The following is a 17,309-nucleotide window of genomic DNA, read 5'->3' as shown; positions in this document are numbered from 1 at the left end:
AGACCCCCCGTGTCCCTCACCTTCCACTGGTTCCTCCCCACCAACGGCGACAGCCGCGATGTCGTCGGCGGCGGCCACGGCACCCCGGCCACCGTTTCCGGAAGGGACCGGCCGCCGACGGTCGCCTACCTGAGCCAGATCGCCCGTGCCGCGGAGGACCTCGGCTTCGTGGGCGCGCTCACCCCGACCGGGGCCTGGTGCGAGGACGCCTGGCTGACCACGGCCATGGTCAGCCAGCACACCGAGCGGCTGCGGTTCCTGGTCGCCTTCCGGCCCGGCTTCGTCTCGCCGACGCTCGCCGCGCAGATGGCGTCCACCTTCCAGCGGCAGACCGGCGGACGGCTCCTGCTCAATGTCGTCACCGGCGGCGAGAGCCACGAGCAGCGGGCCTACGGCGACTTCCTGGACAAGGACGCCCGTTACCGCCGGACCGGCGAATTCCTGCGCGTCGTAAGGGAGTTGTGGGAGGGCGGGACCGTCGACCTGGACGGCGAGCACCTCCGGGTCGAGGACGCGAAGCTGGCCCGGCTGCCGGACCCGGTGCCGGAGGTGTACTTCGGCGGCTCCTCGCCGGTCGCCGGCGAGGTCGCCGCGAAGTACGCCGACGTCTACCTCACCTGGGGCGAACCGCCGGCCCAGGTCGCCGAGAAGATCGCCTGGATCCGGGAACTCGCGGCGAAGGAGGGGCGGACTCTCCGGTTCGGCATCCGGCTCCATGTCATCACCCGGGACACCGCCGAGGAGGCCTGGGCGGAGGCGGACCGGCTGCTCGCCGGGTTCGACCCGGAGACCGTGCGGTCCGTCCAGGCGGGGCTCGCGCGCAGCGAGTCCGAGGGACAGCGGCGGATGCTCGCCCTGCACGGCGGCGGAAGCCGGGACGGACTGGAGATCCATCCCCACCTGTGGGCCGGGATCGGTCTGGTCCGCGGCGGGGCGGGGACGGCGCTGGTGGGCAGCCACACGGACGTCGCCGACCTGATCAAGGAGTACGCGGCGCTGGGCATCGAGGAGTTCGTGCTCTCCGGGTACCCGCACCTGGAGGAGGCGTACTGGTTCGGGGAGGGCGTGCTGCCCAGGCTGGCGGCGGAGGGCCTCTGGCACCATCCGCGCCGCGACGCGTCCGCTCCCTCCCCGCAGGTACCCTTCGCGAACTGAGCGGTCCTCCGCGCGGCGGCACAGCGTGACCCGCCCGGGTGACGATCGGGCGCCCGTGTCCCCCCGACCGTCAGCGCGGTCCTCGCCCGGTGCGCCCCCCGGATCCGGCGCCGGTGCGTTCTACCGCAGCCGTCCCGGCCTGCTCGAGCCCCTCCTCGCCGCATCGCCGGAGCCGGCACCCGGGCGGGCGGCCGACCGGTGACACGGAGGTGCGGGCGTGGCCCCTCAGTCGTCGGTCAGTGCGTCGAGGTGAGCCGCCCGTGACTCCTGGGTCTGGGCCTGGACCATGAGGAACAGGGCCTCCCGCGCCAAGCGCTGGGCCCTGTTCGTCAGCAGCATGGAGCGGCCGCCACCGGTCACCACCGCTGCCGTGGTCGCCGTCCGCATCACCTCGTGGGCCTGTGTCCGCAGGGCCAGCCGGTCCGCCAGGTGTTCCTCGGGCGCCGCGCCGTCCATCAGAGCGTAGGCCCGGCTCCGGACCTTGGTGAGCCGGGCGCGCAGCGGGGCCGCCGTCGCCTCGTCGAGCAGGGACAGGGCCGCCTCCGTGAGACCGAAGACCGCCGGGTTGGCGTTCACCGTCCTGCGACGGTCCGCCGCCGACCAGCGCCCGTGCGGGGTGCGCAGCGCGACCGCGTCCTCCGGGAGCCACAGGCCGTCCAGTTCCAGGGAGACCGTGCGGGCCGCGGTGAGCGCGGCGAGCCGCAGCGGGGCCGACGGCCGCAGTCCCGGCCGCTCCCGGGCCTCGGTGAAGGCGAACAGCACCTCGTCCGCGTCGGTGACGCCCGCGAGCAGCAGCACATCGTTCAGGCCCCACCCCGTGTACCAGGGGACCGTCCCGTCGAAGCGCCAGCCGCCCCGCTCCCGGGTGACCCGGACGGGGCGACGCGGATATGCCCGCAGATGCGCGTACGCGACCCCCGACAGCAGCTCACCCGTCGCCAGCGGCCCCAGCAGACGCTCACGCGCCGGGCCCTCGTTCCCGGCCAGGGTCAGTACGGGTGTGTGGTGCTGTGCCTGCACGAACCAGGTCGAGCAGCACGCCCCGGCCAGGATCTCCGTCGTCTCGCGCACCACCGCACCCGGCGCCGCGGCCCCGCCGTACTCCTGTGGCGCGTTCAGCCCGAGCAGGCCCGAGCGGCGGATCTCCGCGAGGTGGCTCGCGGGGACCTCGCCCTGGTCCACCTGTTCGGCGTGCGGGGCGAGGAGGTCGTCCGCGAGACTGCGGGCGCGGGTGACGAGGGGATGCGGTGCGGTCATGGGCGGGATTCTTCCGGTTCCGCGGCGCGGGGTGTCGATCCGGGGGGCCGCCGTTCGTGTAGGAGGTGACACAACGGCACGACCGCATGGAGGACGTCATGAAGTACTACCTGCTCAGCGTGATCACGCCCACCGACGGCGAACCCCCGTCGGCCGAGGGGATGGCGGAGATCGGCCGCAACCTCGAGACGTTCCACCGGGAACTGCGCGAGGCCGACGCCTGGGTCTTCGCCGGGGGACTGCACGGCCCGGAGACGGCCACCGTGCTGCGGCCGGACGGTGACGACGTCCTCGTCACCGACGGCCCGTACGCCGAGGGCAAGGAGTACCTCGGCGGGATCTGCCTGATCAAGGCGCCGGACCTGGACGCCGCCCTGCACTGGGGCCGGCGGGCGACCTGGGCCACCACCCTTCCCGTCGAGGTGCGTCCGTTCATGGGCGAGGCCTGATGCCCCTCGACGTCGAGGCCGCCTTCCGCGCGGAGTACGGCCGGGCCGTCGCCGTGCTGGTCCGCCTGCTCGGCGACATCGACCTCGCCGAGGAGGCGGTCCAGGACGCCTTCACCACCGCCGTCGCGCGCTGGCCGCGGACCGGCGTGCCGCCGAGCCCGGCCGGCTGGATCATCACCACCGCCCGCAACCGGGCGATCGACCGGCTGCGCCGGGAGTCCTCCCGGGACGCCCGGCACGCCGAGGCCGTCCTGCTGTACGCCACCGAACCGCCCGTGGAGGAGGGCCCCGTGCGCGACGACCGGCTCCGTCTGATCTTCACCTGCTGCCACCCCGCCCTGGCCCCGCGGGCGCGGGTCGCCCTGACCCTGCGCCTGCTCGGCGGACTCACCACCGCACAGCTCGCCCGCGCCTTCCTCGTCCCCGAGCCGACCATGGCGCAGCGGCTGGTCCGCGCCAAGGCGAAGATCCGGGACGCGCGGATCCCGTACCGCGTGCCGCGCGACGCCGACCTGCCCGACCGGCTCGACGGCGTGCTCGCCGTCGTCTACCTGATCTTCAACGAGGGTTACGGGGGTGACCCGGGCCTGTGCGCGGAGGCCCTGCGCCTCGGCCGGCTCCTCACCGAGCTGATGCCGGACGAGCCCGAGGCCACCGGACTGCTCGCGCTGATGCTGCTCGTGCACTCCCGCCGGAGCGCGCGGGTGGACGCCGACGGCACGCTCGTACCGCTGCCCGAGCAGGACCGCGGCCGCTGGGACCGGGACCTCGTCGCCGAGGGACAGACGCTGGTCCGCCGCTGTCTGCGCCGGGACCGGCCGGGGCCGTACCAGATCCAGGCCGCGATCCAGGCCGTGCACAGCGACGCGCCGAGCGCCGCCGACACCGACTGGCGGCAGATCCTGCGCCTGTACGACCAGCTCATGGCACTCGCCCCGAGCCCGGTGGTGGCGCTGAACCGGGCCGTGGCCGTGGCGGAGACGGAAGGCCCGGCCCGGGCCCTCGACCTCGTCGACGCACTGGCCCTCGACGGCTACCACGTCTGGCACGCGGTCCGCGCCGACCTGCTGCGCCGCCTGGACCGGCTCACCGAGGCCGCGGAAGCCTACCGGGCGGCCCTCGCGCTGAGCGGGAATCCGGCGGAACGGGCCTTCCTGGACGGACGCGGACGCGCCCTCACCGAACAGGCGGGGGAGTAGTCGGCGCCGCGGGGAATGTATTTTGGTGCATGAAAGGTTGGCATATACATCGAGCTGCCGCTCGTGCCGAGAGCGAGCCGACCGCTCGCACCGAGACCCCAGGGCCGCGAGGCCCGCGCACCCCAGCGAGGCACCGTGACCACCCCCGCCACACCCGAGCAGCCCGCCGACGTCGTGGCCCGGCTGCGCGCCACCTTCCGCACCGGCCGCACCAAGCCCGTCGCCTGGCGCACCGGGCAGCTGCGCCGCCTGCGTGAGCTGCTCACCGAGCGGAGCGCCGACCTGGCCGACGCCCTCCACGCCGACCTGGGCAAGAGCTCCACCGAGGCATACCGCACCGAGATCGACTTCACGGTCCGCGAGATCGACCACACCCTCGACCACCTGGACGCCTGGCTGCGCCCCGAGTCCGCGCCGGTCCCGGCCCACCTCGGTGCCGACGCCACCGCGTGGACGCAGGTCGACCCGCTCGGCGTGGTCCTGGTCATCGCGCCCTGGAACTACCCCGCGCAGCTCCTGCTCGCCCCGCTGGTCGGCGCGCTCGCCGCCGGGAACACGGTGGTCGTCAAGCCCAGCGAGCTCGCGCCCGCCACCTCCGCCGCGCTGGCCCGCCTGCTGCCGGCGTATCTCGACACCGACGCGGTCGCCGTCGTCGAGGGCGGGATCCCGGAGACCACCGCCCTGCTGGCCGAGCGCTTCGACCACATCTTCTACACCGGCAACGGCACCGTCGGCCGCGTCGTCCTGCGTGCCGCGGCCGAGCACCTCACCCCGGTCACCCTCGAACTCGGCGGCAAGTCACCGGCGTTCGTCGACCGCGACGTCGATCTCTCCGTCGTCGCCGACCGGTTGGCCCGCGGCAAGTTCCTCAACGCCGGCCAGACCTGCGTCGCCCCCGACTACGTCCTCACCGACCCCGAGACGGCCGCCGCCCTCGAACCCCTGCTGGCCCACGCGGTCGAGACGCTCTACGGGACCGACCCGCAGGCCTCGGACGCCTACGGCCACATCATCAACGAGCGTCACTTCGACCGGCTCGCCGCCCTGCTCGACTCCGGGCGGATCGTGGTCGGCGGCGGCAGTGACCGCACGGACAAGTACCTCGCGCCCACCGTCCTCGCCGACGTCGACCCCGGGTCGCCCGTGATGCGGGAGGAGATCTTCGGCCCGATCCTGCCGATCGTCACCGTCGACGGCCTGGACGAGGCGATCGCGTTCATCAACGACCGCGACAAGCCCCTCGCCCTCTACGTCTTCAGCGAGTCCGGCGACACCCGGGGCCGGATCGCCGCCGAGACCTCCTCCGGCGGCCTCGGCTACGGCCTGCCGCTCGCCCATCTGACCGTCTCCGACCTGCCGTTCGGCGGGGTCGGGGAGAGCGGCATGGGCAACTACCACGGCCGCTGGTCCATCGAGACGTTCAGCCACCGCAAGGCGGTGCTGGACAAGCCGCTGCGCTGAGCGGCGGCACAACACGCGCAGCGGGCGCGAGCGGGCGAAAACGGACGTGAGTGAGCGGAAGTAGCCCACCGAGCGGCAGTCAGGGAACGGGTATTAGCCCGGAACGGCACGGTCCGTAGTCCGAAACGGCCAATTCCATCGGACATTCGAATCCGGAGTGCACGAAACGGCACCGCCGGACGCCGTGGAGGCAGAAGGTGTGACCGATGCCTTCCGGGGTCCCTGAGCCCCGCACAGCCAACGGAAGGACCGAAGGGTCCGTGAACGACCAGTTCGAACAGCTCGCCCGCGACGTGGCGTTGTCCGTGCTAGCCCTCCGGGTCTTCGGGCCCGGTGTCCTCGCCCTCGCACGCCGGTCCGTCGCCGCCCTCGTGCGGATGGGCGTCCGGGAGATGGACCACCGGCTCCCGGGAGGCGATCGGTGACCCAGGAGGAGTTGCGACCCGCGGGAAACCCACGGGCGCCGGAGAAACTGCCCCTGGACTTCAGCGCCTTCCACCAGATGCACCGGCCGCGCTACGTCCGCGAGGCCGAGCGCTGTCTGCGCTGCCGCGCGGACGCCGAGGAGGCCGTGGACGAGGCGTTCGTCCAACTCGCCCGGCAGTGGCCGCGGATACTCAGCGCCGAGAACCCCGCCGCCTACGCCTGGCGCGTGATGAAGAACCGCGTCGTCGACCACGCCCGGGCCCGGGGCCGGCGCGCCACGCTGATGGACACGGCCGTCTTCGAGACGGTCACCCTCCAGGGCGCCGAGGACGCCTTCGAGGTGATCGAGCAGAACCTGCGGCTGTTCCGGGCGATCTCCGCCCTCCCCGAGCGCCAGCGGGACGTCATCCGGCTGCGCTACTGCGAGGGGTACAGCACCGCCGACGTGGCGTTCCAGTTGGGGATCACCGAGGCCGGCGTGCGTTCCACCGAACGCTACGCCAAACGCCGGCTGCGGGAGATCTACACATCGTGCGCCGAGGAGGAGGCGGAGCGGTCATGACCTTCGACGTGAGCGACATCGACACCCTGCTGGCCGGGGCGCGGCTCGTCCCCACGGCCCCCTGCACCCGCGCGGACATCGAGGCCGCCGAGGCCCGGATCGCCGCCCGGGTGGCGGCGGGCGGCCCCGACGGGCCCACGGCGCGGGTGTGCCCGCAGCGCGCCGCGGCGGCCCGCCGACCCGCACGGGTGCACCCGGCCGCACGGGACCTGCGTGCACTCTGCGAGGCGCTGCTGACCCGCACCGGGGCACTCGAGGGCCTCGGCAACTTCCTCGGCAGCTCACTGCCCGAGCCCTGCGGCGCACGGATCCTCGGCAGCCTGCTGTACCTGGCCGACTGTGAGGACAGCGCCCGCTTCTGGTGGCAGTACGGCGCCGGCGCCTCGGACACCGTCTCCTCGTACTGCCTCTACCTCCACCACCGCTCGATGGGCGAGGACGAGGAGGCCGACTGGTGGCTGCGCCACACGGAGATCACCCCCGCCACGCTGAGCCGCGAGGCCACCGAACTGGAGATCGCCACTGCGCTGCACGTGCTCAGTGGTCTGCGGCGCGGCGGCAGAGGGCTGCCCAGGGCGTTGCGGGCGCTGGTCGAGTACGTGCCGGCCGTGGTCGGCTTCGTCGACGACGACCTCGAACTCCCGCTCCCCGACGGTGATCTGGCCGAGATCGTCGAGGAGGTCGTCGCCCGCGGCACCCCGGCCGCCGGGGAACGCCGGCGCGCCCGGTCCGGCGCGCTGCCCGAACGCCGGGAGCCGGCCGTGCACACCGTGTCCTCGGCGACCCCGCGCACGGCCCGGCACTGGAGCCGCGACGTTCAGGAGGCGCTGCGCAAGTGCGAGGAGACCGTGGCCTGTTGAGAGGCCGCGGGCTCGTAACCGGTGTGGCGGCGCGTGCGAGACTGCCCGGATGACCCCCGCAACGATCACCGCGGACGCCGCGGGCACCTGGGACATCGGCGGCCTGACGGTCGGCCGCATCGGCTTCGGCGCGATGCGGCTGACCGGCAGCGCGGCCTTCCACCTCGGCACGCCGAGCGACCGCGGCCGGTCGATCGCCGTCCTGCGCGAGGCGATCGAACTCGGCGTCAACCACATCGACACCGCCGCCTTCTACTTCTCCGCCCTGCGCTCGGCCAACGAGCTGATCAACAGCGCGCTCTCCCCGTACCCCGAGGACCTGCTCATCGCCACCAAGGTCGGCCCGTTCCGCGACTGGTCGGGGGAGTGGGGCACCTCGGCCCGCCCCGAGGACCTGCGCGGTCACGTGGAGGAGAACCTGCGCCAGCTCGGCCGCGACCACCTCGACCTGGTGTACCTGCGCCGGATGCGCCAGGACTCGATCGCCGAGCACTTCGGCGCCCTCGCCGAGCTGCGCACCGCCGGACTGGTCCGCCACCTCGGCGTCTCCGACGTCGAGCCCCGCCATCTCGCCGAGGCGCAGGCCATCGCCCCCGTCGTCAGCGTGCAGAACCGCTACGGTCTCGGTCACCACGCCCCGCGGACCGAGGAACTCCTGCGCGTCTGCGGCGAACAGGGCATCGCCTTCGTGCCGTTCTTCGCCATCGCGGGCGACGGAGGAGCCCAGGGCGCCACCACCGCCCACGACGAGGCGGTCCTCGCCGTCGCCCGCGCCCACGGCACCACGCCCGCCGCCGTCCGCCTCGCCTGGACCCTCGCCCAGGGGCCTCAGGTGCTCGCCATCCCGGGCACCGGAAACCCTGGACACCTCACGGAGAACGTCGCGGCGGGCGCACTGCGCCTCACGACCGAGGACCTCCACCGCCTGAACGCCGCCCACCACGACACGGGCACGCAGCCGGAGAACTGATCGGAGGGGGGGCGGCGGCAGCCGGAGGGAGAGCCGTCAGGACGGCGGAACGGAGAGCCGACGGGCCGACAGCCAGGGCGGATCGGCGGATCGGCGGGCCGGGCGAGCGGCTGGTACGTCGCCGTCGAGCGGCCGGCACCCCGCCGCCCGGCAGCGGGCACACCGCCGTCGACCGGCGGCACTCCGCCGCCCGACGCCACCGTCGAGCGGCCGGCACACCGCCGCCCGCCAGCCCGCACATCGCCTGCCCCGTCCACCTACACGACCCACACCCCGTCCCGCATCAGATGGCGCCCGGGCAGCTCTTGTGCCCCGCGCCACGCCTGCACCGCGACCGGCCGCACCCGGAAATAGGCGTAGGACGCGCCGTCCCGGCCCGGGTCCCAGCCCGTCTTCGCCAGGAACGCCCGGGCGGGCGCCTCCGGTACCTCCTCCCGTGAGTACGTCTCGACCTCGCCGTCGACGAGAACCACGTCCCGTGTGTCCCCGAGGGCCAGACGGGCCCGGCCGCCCTCCCGGAGGTTGCGACCGGTGGGGTTGGTCAGGCGGGTGGCCAGCCAGATGTGCTCGCCGTACCGGACGAACCACAGCGCGACGAGACACGGCTCTCCCTCCCGGTCCGCCGTGGCCACCCAGATGTCGGCTTCGTCGTCCAGCCGGGCCAGCAGCTCCTGTCTGCGCTGCGCCGGGGTGCGCGGCGGGTCCGTGATCTTCATGGCCGGGACGCTACCGGCGCCGGCGCAACCCGCGCCTCGGACGATGGTCCCGACCGGGCCTCGGACGATGGTCGACCGCTCCTCGGCCTCGCGACCTAGGGCATGTCCGGCGCATCACCCCGCAGACGGGGGCCGAAACCGCGCAGACGGGGGCCGAGACCGCGCATACGCGGGCCGAGACCGCGCCGACGCTTGCCTCCGGCCTCACCCGGCGGAGTGGGCCTGAGCGGGCGCCGCCGAGGCGACTGGCGTGGAGTAGGTTTTACGTATAACCTCTCCCGTCAATCGCCCCTCCCGGCAGCCTCCCGCACGCTCCCCGAAAGGCCACGATGAGTCGCATCGCCCTGGTCACGCTTGTCGTCGACGACTACGACGAGGCGATCCGCTTCTACACCGAGGCCCTCGGGTTCCGGCTCGTCGAGGACGAACCCCGGCCCGGCGGCGCCCGCTGGGTCGTCGTGCGGCCGGGGGAGCGGCAGGACGGCGTCGGGCTGCTGCTCGCCCGGGCCAAGGGCGACACCCAGCGCGCCCGGATCGGCGACCAGACCGGCGGCCGCGTCGGGTTCTTCCTGCACACCGAGGACTTCGCCGGCGACCACGCCCGCATGCTCGCCGCCGGCGTGACCTTCCTGGAGGAGCCCCGCCACGAGTCCTACGGCTCCGTCGCCGTCTTCCAGGACCTGTACGGGAACCGCTGGGACCTGCTCCAGCCCGCCACCCCCTGAGAAGACCCCTGACGAACCCCCTGCACAGCCCCCTGACCAGCCCCCTGAGAAGCCCCTCAGAGACCACCTGAGATCCCCTTGCCGAGGAACACGCTCATGACCGCGCCCCACATCGACGCCGACACCCTCCGCCGCCTGCCCAAGGCCGTCCTGCACGATCACCTCGACGGCGGCCTGCGCCCCGCCACCGTCGTCGAGCTCGCGGACGCGGTCGGCCACACCCTGCCCACCACCGACCCCGACGAGCTCGCCGCCTGGTACTACGAGGCCGCCAACTCGGGTGACCTGGTGCGCTACATAGCCACCTTCGAGCACACCCTCGCCGTCATGCAGACCCGCGAGGGCCTGCTGCGCACCGCGGAGGAGTACGTGCTCGACCTGGCGGCCGACGGAGTCGTCTACGGCGAGGTCCGCTACGCGCCGGAGCTGAACGTCAACGGCGGGCTGACGCTCGCCGAGGTCGTGGAGACCGTCCAGGAGGGCCTCGCGGCCGGTATGGCCAAGGCGGCGGCGGCCGGGACGCCGGTCCGGGTCGGCACGCTGCTCTGCGGCATGCGGATGTTCGACCGCGTACGCGAGGCCGCCGACCTCGCGGTCGCCTTCCGGGACGCCGGTGTCGTCGGCTTCGACATCGCCGGCGCCGAGGACGGCTTCCCGCCCGCCGACCACCTCGCCGCCTTCGAGCACCTGCGCCGCGAGAGCGTCCCCTTCACCATCCACGCCGGCGAGGCCCACGGCCTGCCCAGCATCCACCAGGCCCTCCAGGTCTGCGGCGCCCAGCGCATCGGCCACGGCGTGCGCATCACCGACGACATCGTGGACGGCAAGCTCGGCCGGCTGGCCGGCTGGGTGCGCGACCGCCGGGTGGCCCTGGAGATGTGCCCGACCTCCAACCTCCAGACCGGCGCCGCCGCCTCGATCGCCGAGCACCCCATCACCGAGCTGAAGAACCTCGGCTTCCGCGTCACCCTCAACACCGACAACCGGCTGGTCTCCGGCACGACGATGACCCGCGAGATGTCGCTGCTCGTGCAGGAGGCCGGCTGGACCCTCGACGACCTGCGCACCGTGACGGTGAACGCCCTCAAGAGCGCGTTCCTGCCGTTCGACGAGCGCAACGCGCTCATCGAGGACGTCGTCCTTCCGGGTTACGCCGCGCTCTGAAGCAGTCCGCGGACATAGGCGGCCTGTCCGACGTGCTGGAGATCGTCGGACAGCACGCTGACCAGCCGTACGCCCAGGGTGACGGGCGGATCCCAGCGCTCGTCCACGACGCGATCCAGGTCCGCCGCCGTCAGCGCGCGCAGTGCCGCCAGGCTCTGCGCATGCACCGCGTCGTGGTACCCGGTCAGCAGGCCGGCGTCGGAGACCCGCACCTTCGCGACCTTCGCGTCGCTGTGGCCGTACCCGGTGTCCTGCCGCGGCAGGTCGAGGCCGAACCGTTTCTCCCAGTCCTGGGCCAGCCACACCTGGTCGAGTCCGAAGGCGTCGGCCAGATGGTCGTCCTGGACGCGGGTGAGATGCCAGACGAGCCAGGCGATCGAGTTGGACTCGGCGGTGGGCCGGGCGTTCAGGTCGTCGGGGTCCAGGCCCTCGACGGCGGCGTGGACCTCTTCCCGGATGCGTTCGTAACCGTCGATGAGGATGTCCTTGGCATGCATTCCTCCACCATCGCGCACCCCGCGCTCAGCCGCTCCCCGTTTCCAGCAGCGCCATCAGCGCCCGGGCCGCCGGGCTGGTCGACCGCGCGGGCGGCAGCAGGGCGACCGTCTCGTACACCGCCTCGCCGGTGCCCTTGAGGGGCAGTGCGGTGAGCGCCTCCCGCTTGTGCCGGAAATGACGCGGTACGACGGCGACGCCGAGGTTCTCGTCCACCAGGTCCAGCAGGCTGTGCACGTCGTTGACCTCCAGGGCGACCGTGCGCCGCACACCCGCCTCGGCGAACGCGGCGTCGGTGGCGCGGCGCGGGCCCCAGTCCGGGTGGAAGTCGACGAACACCTCGCCCGCCACGTCCTGCGGCGTCAGCGCCGCCGACACCCCGGTGAGCCGGTGGTCGGGGTGGCACAGCACGTACATCGGCTCGCTGGCCAGCGGCGCGCAGCGGAGCTGATCGGTGTCCGTCTGGGTCCGGTAGGCGAAGGCCAGGTCGAGCCGGCCGGCCGCGACCTCCTCGCCGAGCGCGCCCGAGCCGGTCTGCCGCAACCGGATCTCCACATCGGGATGACGCCGCCGGAACGCCGCCAGCAGCCCCGCCACGTCCACCCCGGCGATGCACTGCTCGGTGCCCACGGAGAGGGTGCCGCGCACCACGCCCTGCACGGCCGCCACCGCCTCGTGGGCCGCCCGCACCTGCGCGAGGATCCGCTCGGCCTCGGCCAGCAGTGCCCGGCCCGCCTCCGTCAGCGTCACCCGGCGGGTGGTCCGCACGAAGAGCGGAGCGCGCAGTTCCCGCTCCAGTGCCCGGATCGACGCCGACAGGCCCGACTGGGAGACCATCAGGCGTTCGGCGGCCCGGGTGAAGTGCTGGTCCTCGGCGACCGCGACGAAGTGCTGGAGGTGGCGCAGTTCCATGATTGAGAAGCGTAGCCGCACAATTCCATCGGATTCTTCTGTTGGACCACTACCCGCAGGTCGAGCCAGAGTGGACAGCGGTCAGGTTCCGAAACCGATCTTCTTGGAGTCGCGTTGTACACCGCACACCCCGACCGCTACGCCGACATGCCCTACCGGCGCACCGGACGCAGCGGCCTGAAGCTCCCGGCGCTGTCGCTCGGACTGTGGCACAACTTCGGGCCGGACCGCCCGGTCGAGACGCAGCGGGCCATCCTGCGCCGCGCCTTCGACCTCGGCATCACCCACTTCGACCTGGCCAACAACTACGGGCCGCCGCCCGGCGCCGCCGAGTCCGCGCTGGGCGAGGCGCTGAAGGCGGACTTCGCGCCCTACCGGGACGAGCTGGTCATCTCCACCAAGGCCGGCTACCTGATGTGGCCGGGCCCGTACGGTGAGTGGGGTTCGCGCAAGTACCTGCTGTCCTCGCTCGACCGGAGCCTGACCCGGATGGGTCTGGACTACGTCGACATCTTCTACTCGCACCGCCCCGACCCGGAGACTCCCCTGGAGGAGACGATGGGCGCCCTGCACACCGCCGTCCAGCAGGGCAAGGCGCTCTACGTCGGTGTCTCCAACTACTCGGCGGAGCAGACCCGTGAGGCCGCCCGCATCCTCGGTGAGCTGGGCACCCCGCTGCTGATCCACCAGCCGCGCTACTCGATGCTCGACCGCCGCCCCGAGAGCGAGGGCCTGCTCGACGCCCTGGACGAGCTCCAGGTCGGGTCGATCGTGTTCTCGCCGCTGGAGCAGGGCCTGCTGACCGGCCGCTATCTGAACGGCATCCCGGAGGACTCGCGGGCGGCGAGCGACAGCCCGTTCCTGAACTCCGAGGCGCTCACCGAGGAGCTCACCGGCAAGCTGCGCGCCCTCGACGACATCGCCAAGTCCCGCGGCCAGTCCCTCGCCCAGCTGGCGCTGGCCTGGGTGCTGCGCGGGGGCCGGGTGACCTCCGCGCTGGTGGGCGCGAGCAGCGCCCGGCAGATCGAGGACAGTGTCGGCGCCCTGGCCAACCTGGACTTCGACGCCGAGGAGCTGACCCGGATCGACGCGGTGATCAACGGCTGAGCCGTTCCGTCAGCCGTGCGGATACGGAGTCGCCCTCCTGCTTTCCGATCGCCTCGCGTACCTCGGCGTTGACGGGAAGTTTGTGGGTGCCGTCCCCGAGGGCCATGAACGAACTCCGGAACGGATGTCCGTCGACCGTTCCGGAGATCTTGACCAGTCCGCGGGTTCCGAAGAATTCGGCGGACCCCGGCCGGACGGCATAGGTCCCGCCGCCTTTTGCCGGGCTCTTGCGCAGCACGGCCGTGAATTCGGTGCTCATGATTCCGTTCTCGCTCATGACGTCCTCCGCTCGCGGTGATCTCCCCTCGGGTGGACCGCCGCGAGCGGAGGAATTCACCGCCGTCGGCCTCAGGCCCCGTCGGGCACCCGGTCGAGGAATCCGAGGACGGCGGTGATCCGGTTCTCGGTGTCCAGAGTGATGACGTCGGATCCGGCCACCGGCGCCGCACCTCCGGCCTCGCTCACCAACTCCCAGGAGAAGCGGGCCGTGTTGTGGTGCGCGTCCACCTTGCCGGTCGGCCGGAAGGCGAAGCCCGGGAACTGCGCGTGTGCCGCCGCGATCACCGCCGCGATCTGCTCGTGGCCCCGGACGTCGGCGAGGGGGTCGGTGTAGCCTCCGTCCACGGCCCACGCGGCGGTAACAGCCTTGGCCAAAGCCTCGGGGTCCCGTGCGTTCCAGGCCTCGAAGTAACGGGCGACGGCATCGGCGTGGCGGTCGGTGTTCGCGGACATCGTGAATCTCCTCCATTGAGGTCATCGATACTGGTCAGGTCCCGGATCTCGGTTATCGCCGATCCGTTGTGACCACCTTGCCCGCGCCCGCCGTCCGGGTCGATTACCTGCCGGGTAATGACGGTGTGATCCGGTGCTCGCAGCATTTCGGCCATGAACGGCACGGAATATGCCAAGAGACTGGCCGGAAAGTCATGGTGACAGTGTTTCAAGAGTGAACATACTCGAAGGTCAGGGGCAGTTCACCCCACAGGAGCCGCACGGAAAGCGAGGCGCGACCGGCCTGCGAGCACCGGGGGAGAGAATCGTGCACGACGAATTCCTGTGCCATGTCACCGCATACGGCGTCTGCGACGGCCGGCGGATCGGCGTACCGCTCGGCACCTATCGAGCCCCGACGCTGGCACTCGCCCTGTGGTGGCTGCGGGACCGGGCCTCCTGGATGGCCGAGCGGCTGGATCCGCGGCCCGAGAGCGAGCACATCCCGCCGGGCGCCCTGGTCCCGGTCGCCGACAACGTGCCGGACGTGCCCGAACTGCTGCGCGCCTGGTGTGCCGACGCGGACCGGCAGGAGCTGGTGGCCGACGAGCTGGCGGGCGGCCGGCTGGTGCGGATCGCGATCAGCGACGAGACCACCGAGTACGAGCTGCTCGCCGAATCCGTGGACGCCCTGCGGATGCAGCGGACCGTCCCGGCGCTCGTCCTCCCTGTCGGCTGACTTCCGTGAGCTCCGCCGCCCGTTGGGCACACAACGGTACCGATCGATAGAATTCGGACATGGTGGAGCGACCGGTCTCCTCGACCGCGCCCGAACTCGTGCTGGAGACCGAGACGGGCACCAGCGTGCTGATCCCGGGCCACGACTACCGCATCGGACGGGACCCGCTCAGCGACATCGTCCTCGACGACATCCGCGTCTCCTGGCACCACGCCGTGCTCAGGCCCGACGGCGACCACTGGACGCTCGCCGACGAACACAGCACCAACGGCACCTACACCGACGGCCGGCGCGTGCGCGAACGGGGCGTCGGGCCCGGCAGCGTGATCCGCGTCGGCAGCCCCGACGACGGCCCGTACCTCGTCCTGTCGGGGCGCCCCCCGCCCGCGGCGGAACGCCCCTCGGCGGTCTCCATGCCCGGTGTCACCGGCACCTTCCGGGAACCCACCACCGTCCGCCCGATACCGACGCGCACCGTCCGCATCGGCCGCGCCACCGACAACGACCTCGTCGTCGACGACCTGGTCGTCTCGCGGTGGCACGCGGAACTGCGCGCGCTGCCCGAGGGCGGCCACGAGATCGTCGACCTCGGCAGCCACAACGGGACCTATCTCAACGGGCTGCCCGTCAGCCGTGCCCCCCTCGACCCCGGCGACATCGTCGGCATCGGCCACTCGGACTTCTGTCTCGTCGGCGACCAGCTCCAGGAGTACGTCGACACCGGCGAGGTCTCCCTCGACGTACAGGACCTGACGGTCGCCGTCGACCGGGGCCGCAAGGTCCTCCTCGACCACGTGTCCTTCCCGGTGGGCGAGAAGTGCCTGCTCGCGGTCGTCGGCCCCAGCGGCGCCGGCAAGTCCACGCTGCTCGGCGCCCTCACCGGCCAGCGCCCGGCCGGCCACGGCACGGTCGTGTACGACGGCCGCGACCTCTACCGCGACTACGCCGAGCTGCGCCAGCGCATCGGACTGGTCCCGCAGGACGACATCCTGCACGCCCAGCTGACCGTGCGCAGCGCGCTCGTGTACGCCGCCGAACTGCGCTTTCCGCAGGACACCGCCAAGGCCGAACGCCGGGATCGGGTCGAGGAGGTCATCTGTGAGCTCGGGCTCGAGCAGCGCGCCGACCAGCCCGTGCACAGCCTGTCCGGCGGCCAGCGCAAGCGCGTCAGCGTGGCCCTGGAACTGCTGACCAAGCCCTCGCTGCTCTTCCTGGACGAGCCGACCTCGGGCCTCGACCCGGGCATGGACCGCTCGGTGATGCACATGCTGCGCGGCCTCGCCGACGACGGCCGCACGGTCATCGTCGTCACGCACAGCGTCCTGAGCCTCGACGTCTGCGACCGGCTGCTGGTGCTCGCGCCGGGCGGCAGGGTCGCCTACTACGGGCCGCCCGAGGACGCCCTCGCCTTCTTCGGCTTCGAACAGTGGCCCGAGGCCTTCGAGGCCTTCGAACGCGACCAGGACCGGGACTGGGCGGGGGAGTACCGCGATTCGCCGTTCCGGCGACAGTACGTCGTCAACGACAGCGAACAGCCCCGGCTGCCCCGCTCCGGCCCGGTGGTCATGCTGCCGCCGCCCCGGCCCCGCAGCAGAAGCGCCCAGCTCGGCACCCTGGTCCGCCGCTACACGGCCGCGCTCGCCGCCGACCGCACCTTCCTCGCGATCATGATCGCGCTGCCGTTCGTCATGGGCGCCATGGCCCGGGCCCTGTCCGGCGGCGAGCTCGACCGGGAGCACGCGATGAACGTGCTGCTCATCCTGTGCGTCGGCGGCGTCCTCACCGGCGCGGCCAACGCGGTGCGCGAACTCGTCAAGGAACGCGTGATCTACCGGCGGGAACGCGCCGTCGGCCTGTCCAGATCGGCGTACCTGCTGTCCAAGGTCGTCGTCCTCGGCACGGTGACCGTCGTCCAGGCGGTGGTCCTCACCCTGGTCGCCCTGCTCGGCGTCGACCTCGGCGCGCCCGGCGGCGAGGGCGTGTTGATGCCGCCCCTGGTCGAGATCACGGTCGCCGTGGCCCTGCTGTCGTTCACGGCGATGATGTACGGCCTCGTGATCTCCGCGCTGGTCCACAAGGAGGAGGTGACGATGCCGCTGCTGGTGCTGCTCGCCATCGTCCAGGTGGTCTTCTGCGGGGCGCTGCTGACCCTGGACGGCGTGCCCGGCCTGGAGCAGCTGGCCTGGCTGGTGCCCGCGCGATGGGCGCTCGGCGCGATGGCCGGCACCATCGGGCTGGCCGGGATCGTGCCCGGCGAGATCACCGCCGATCCGCTGTTCGAGCACTCGGCGGCGGTGTGGCTGCTCGACGTGGGCATGCTCCTCGTGCTCTCGGCGGTCTGCGGACTCCTCGTCTCCCGGCTGCTGCGCCGGCACGAGCCCGCCGTGATGCGGAAGTAGGG

Annotated in this window: 19 protein-coding genes; 13 read left to right on the top strand and 6 right to left on the bottom strand. The window is 72.6% G+C overall.

Annotated elements, in window-relative coordinates:
• Positions 1 to 9: 9 nt before the first annotated feature.
• Complete coding sequence (locus AOQ37_RS20350; protein WP_062645985.1) at positions 10 to 1,155, top strand: LLM class flavin-dependent oxidoreductase; 1,146 nt, start codon at positions 10 to 12, stop codon at positions 1,153 to 1,155.
• A 225-nt stretch (positions 1,156 to 1,380) separates the two neighbouring features.
• Here AOQ37_RS20350 and AOQ37_RS20345 read toward each other — a convergent pair whose 3' ends face one another.
• Entirely contained in the window at positions 1,381 to 2,412 is a 1,032-nt protein-coding gene (locus AOQ37_RS20345; protein ID WP_062645984.1) for an acyl-CoA dehydrogenase family protein, read from the bottom strand.
• Positions 2,413 to 2,510: 98 nt separating this feature from the next.
• On the opposite strand from AOQ37_RS20345, the gene AOQ37_RS20340 reads away from it, so the two are divergent.
• The 7 genes from AOQ37_RS20340 to AOQ37_RS20315 all read left to right on the top strand — a co-directional run bounded on the left by AOQ37_RS20340 (position 2,511) and on the right by AOQ37_RS20315 (position 8,339).
• Complete coding sequence (locus AOQ37_RS20340) at positions 2,511 to 2,861, top strand: YciI family protein (protein WP_062646088.1); 351 nt, start codon at positions 2,511 to 2,513, stop codon at positions 2,859 to 2,861.
• A complete protein-coding gene (locus AOQ37_RS20335) occupies positions 2,861 to 4,060 on the top strand; it encodes an RNA polymerase sigma factor (RefSeq protein ID WP_062645983.1) in 1,200 nt (399 codons plus the stop codon). Before AOQ37_RS20340 ends, AOQ37_RS20335 begins: the two co-directional genes overlap by 1 nt.
• Positions 4,061 to 4,195: 135 nt before the next feature.
• Positions 4,196 to 5,521 carry an aldehyde dehydrogenase family protein gene (locus tag AOQ37_RS20330; protein WP_062645982.1) on the top strand — a complete coding sequence of 442 codons (1,326 nt, stop codon included), beginning with the start codon at positions 4,196 to 4,198 and terminating at the stop codon, positions 5,519 to 5,521.
• A gap of 260 nt (positions 5,522 to 5,781) precedes the next feature.
• Positions 5,782 to 5,946 carry a hypothetical protein gene (locus AOQ37_RS40490; protein ID WP_159401362.1) on the top strand — a complete coding sequence of 55 codons (165 nt, stop codon included), beginning with the start codon at positions 5,782 to 5,784 and terminating at the stop codon, positions 5,944 to 5,946.
• Positions 5,943 to 6,509, top strand: a complete 567-nt coding sequence (locus AOQ37_RS20325; protein WP_234436958.1) for a sigma-70 family RNA polymerase sigma factor — start codon at positions 5,943 to 5,945, stop codon at positions 6,507 to 6,509. Before AOQ37_RS40490 ends, AOQ37_RS20325 begins: the two co-directional genes overlap by 4 nt.
• Complete coding sequence (locus AOQ37_RS20320; RefSeq protein ID WP_062645981.1) at positions 6,506 to 7,369, top strand: hypothetical protein; 864 nt, start codon at positions 6,506 to 6,508, stop codon at positions 7,367 to 7,369. Before AOQ37_RS20325 ends, AOQ37_RS20320 begins: the two co-directional genes overlap by 4 nt.
• 49 nt (positions 7,370 to 7,418) lie before the next feature.
• On the top strand, positions 7,419 to 8,339 hold the full coding sequence (locus AOQ37_RS20315; protein ID WP_062645980.1) for an aldo/keto reductase: 921 nt from the start codon (positions 7,419 to 7,421) through the stop codon (positions 8,337 to 8,339).
• Positions 8,340 to 8,596: 257 nt separating this feature from the next.
• Here the strand turns inward: AOQ37_RS20315 and AOQ37_RS20310 are convergent, their stop codons facing one another.
• Positions 8,597 to 9,055 carry a pyridoxamine 5'-phosphate oxidase family protein gene (locus AOQ37_RS20310; RefSeq protein ID WP_062645979.1) on the bottom strand — a complete coding sequence of 153 codons (459 nt, stop codon included), beginning with the start codon at positions 9,053 to 9,055 and terminating at the stop codon, positions 8,597 to 8,599.
• Between the two features lie 329 nt (positions 9,056 to 9,384).
• Here AOQ37_RS20310 and AOQ37_RS20305 point away from each other — a divergent pair, with 329 nt between their 5' ends.
• Together AOQ37_RS20305 and AOQ37_RS20300 are read left to right on the top strand one after the other, a co-directional pair.
• Positions 9,385 to 9,780, top strand: a complete 396-nt coding sequence (locus AOQ37_RS20305) for a VOC family protein (RefSeq protein ID WP_062645978.1) — start codon at positions 9,385 to 9,387, stop codon at positions 9,778 to 9,780.
• A gap of 96 nt (positions 9,781 to 9,876) precedes the next feature.
• A complete protein-coding gene (locus tag AOQ37_RS20300) occupies positions 9,877 to 10,944 on the top strand; it encodes an adenosine deaminase (RefSeq protein WP_062645977.1) in 1,068 nt (355 codons plus the stop codon).
• Here the strand turns inward: AOQ37_RS20300 and AOQ37_RS20295 are convergent.
• On the bottom strand, positions 10,929 to 11,441 hold the full coding sequence (locus AOQ37_RS20295) for a mycothiol transferase (protein ID WP_062645976.1): 513 nt from the start codon (positions 11,439 to 11,441) through the stop codon (positions 10,929 to 10,931). The genes AOQ37_RS20300 and AOQ37_RS20295 overlap by 16 nt on opposite strands.
• Positions 11,442 to 11,466: 25 nt before the next feature.
• The gene (locus tag AOQ37_RS20290; protein ID WP_062645975.1) at positions 11,467 to 12,351 is read right to left on the bottom strand and encodes a LysR family transcriptional regulator; all 885 of its coding nucleotides are present in this window, start codon (positions 12,349 to 12,351) and stop codon (positions 11,467 to 11,469) included.
• A 114-nt stretch (positions 12,352 to 12,465) separates the two neighbouring features.
• Between AOQ37_RS20290 and mgrA the strand changes: the two genes are divergently transcribed.
• Positions 12,466 to 13,458 (top strand): L-glyceraldehyde 3-phosphate reductase, encoded by a 993-nt coding sequence (mgrA, locus tag AOQ37_RS20285; protein WP_062645974.1) that lies wholly within the window; start codon positions 12,466 to 12,468, stop codon positions 13,456 to 13,458.
• Here mgrA and AOQ37_RS20280 read toward each other — a convergent pair.
• Positions 13,448 to 13,717 (bottom strand): DUF1905 domain-containing protein, encoded by a 270-nt coding sequence (locus AOQ37_RS20280; protein ID WP_062646086.1) that lies wholly within the window; start codon positions 13,715 to 13,717, stop codon positions 13,448 to 13,450. The two genes, mgrA and AOQ37_RS20280, sit on opposite strands and share 11 nt — an antisense overlap.
• A gap of 89 nt (positions 13,718 to 13,806) precedes the next feature.
• A complete protein-coding gene (locus AOQ37_RS20275) occupies positions 13,807 to 14,190 on the bottom strand; it encodes a nuclear transport factor 2 family protein (protein ID WP_062645973.1) in 384 nt (127 codons plus the stop codon).
• A 307-nt stretch (positions 14,191 to 14,497) separates the two neighbouring features.
• On the opposite strand from AOQ37_RS20275, the gene AOQ37_RS20270 reads away from it, so the two are divergent.
• Both AOQ37_RS20270 and AOQ37_RS20265 read left to right on the top strand, forming a co-directional pair.
• A complete protein-coding gene (locus AOQ37_RS20270) occupies positions 14,498 to 14,908 on the top strand; it encodes a hypothetical protein (RefSeq protein WP_062645972.1) in 411 nt (136 codons plus the stop codon).
• Positions 14,909 to 14,967: 59 nt separating this feature from the next.
• Complete coding sequence (locus AOQ37_RS20265) at positions 14,968 to 17,307, top strand: ABC transporter ATP-binding protein/permease (protein ID WP_062645971.1); 2,340 nt, start codon at positions 14,968 to 14,970, stop codon at positions 17,305 to 17,307.
• The last annotated feature ends 2 nt before the right edge of the window (positions 17,308 to 17,309 follow it).

This window comes from Streptomyces maremycinicus, assembly GCF_001184025.1.
GTDB classification, from domain to species: Bacteria; Actinomycetota; Actinomycetes; order Streptomycetales; family Streptomycetaceae; genus Streptomyces; species Streptomyces maremycinicus.
The sequence above is the reverse complement of the archived record's forward strand: the minus strand, read 5'-3'. Positions and strand labels throughout refer to the sequence as shown.

Coding starts and splice junctions, on each gene's coding strand:
- AOQ37_RS20345 (WP_062645984.1), bottom strand. CDS start 2,412: ATGACCGCACCGCATCCCCTCGTCACCCGCGCCCGCAGTCTCGCGGAC.
- AOQ37_RS20340 (WP_062646088.1), top strand. CDS start 2,511: ATGAAGTACTACCTGCTCAGCGTGATCACGCCCACCGACGGCGAACCC.
- AOQ37_RS20335 (WP_062645983.1), top strand. CDS start 2,861: ATGCCCCTCGACGTCGAGGCCGCCTTCCGCGCGGAGTACGGCCGGGCC.
- AOQ37_RS20320 (WP_062645981.1), top strand. CDS start 6,506: ATGACCTTCGACGTGAGCGACATCGACACCCTGCTGGCCGGGGCGCGG.
- AOQ37_RS20315 (WP_062645980.1), top strand. CDS start 7,419: ATGACCCCCGCAACGATCACCGCGGACGCCGCGGGCACCTGGGACATC.
- AOQ37_RS20310 (WP_062645979.1), bottom strand. CDS start 9,055: ATGAAGATCACGGACCCGCCGCGCACCCCGGCGCAGCGCAGACAGGAG.
- AOQ37_RS20305 (WP_062645978.1), top strand. CDS start 9,385: ATGAGTCGCATCGCCCTGGTCACGCTTGTCGTCGACGACTACGACGAG.
- AOQ37_RS20300 (WP_062645977.1), top strand. CDS start 9,877: ATGACCGCGCCCCACATCGACGCCGACACCCTCCGCCGCCTGCCCAAG.
- AOQ37_RS20295 (WP_062645976.1), bottom strand. CDS start 11,441: ATGCATGCCAAGGACATCCTCATCGACGGTTACGAACGCATCCGGGAA.
- AOQ37_RS20290 (WP_062645975.1), bottom strand. CDS start 12,351: ATGGAACTGCGCCACCTCCAGCACTTCGTCGCGGTCGCCGAGGACCAG.
- AOQ37_RS20280 (WP_062646086.1), bottom strand. CDS start 13,717: ATGAGCACCGAATTCACGGCCGTGCTGCGCAAGAGCCCGGCAAAAGGC.
- AOQ37_RS20275 (WP_062645973.1), bottom strand. CDS start 14,190: ATGTCCGCGAACACCGACCGCCACGCCGATGCCGTCGCCCGTTACTTC.
- AOQ37_RS20265 (WP_062645971.1), top strand. CDS start 14,968: ATGGTGGAGCGACCGGTCTCCTCGACCGCGCCCGAACTCGTGCTGGAG.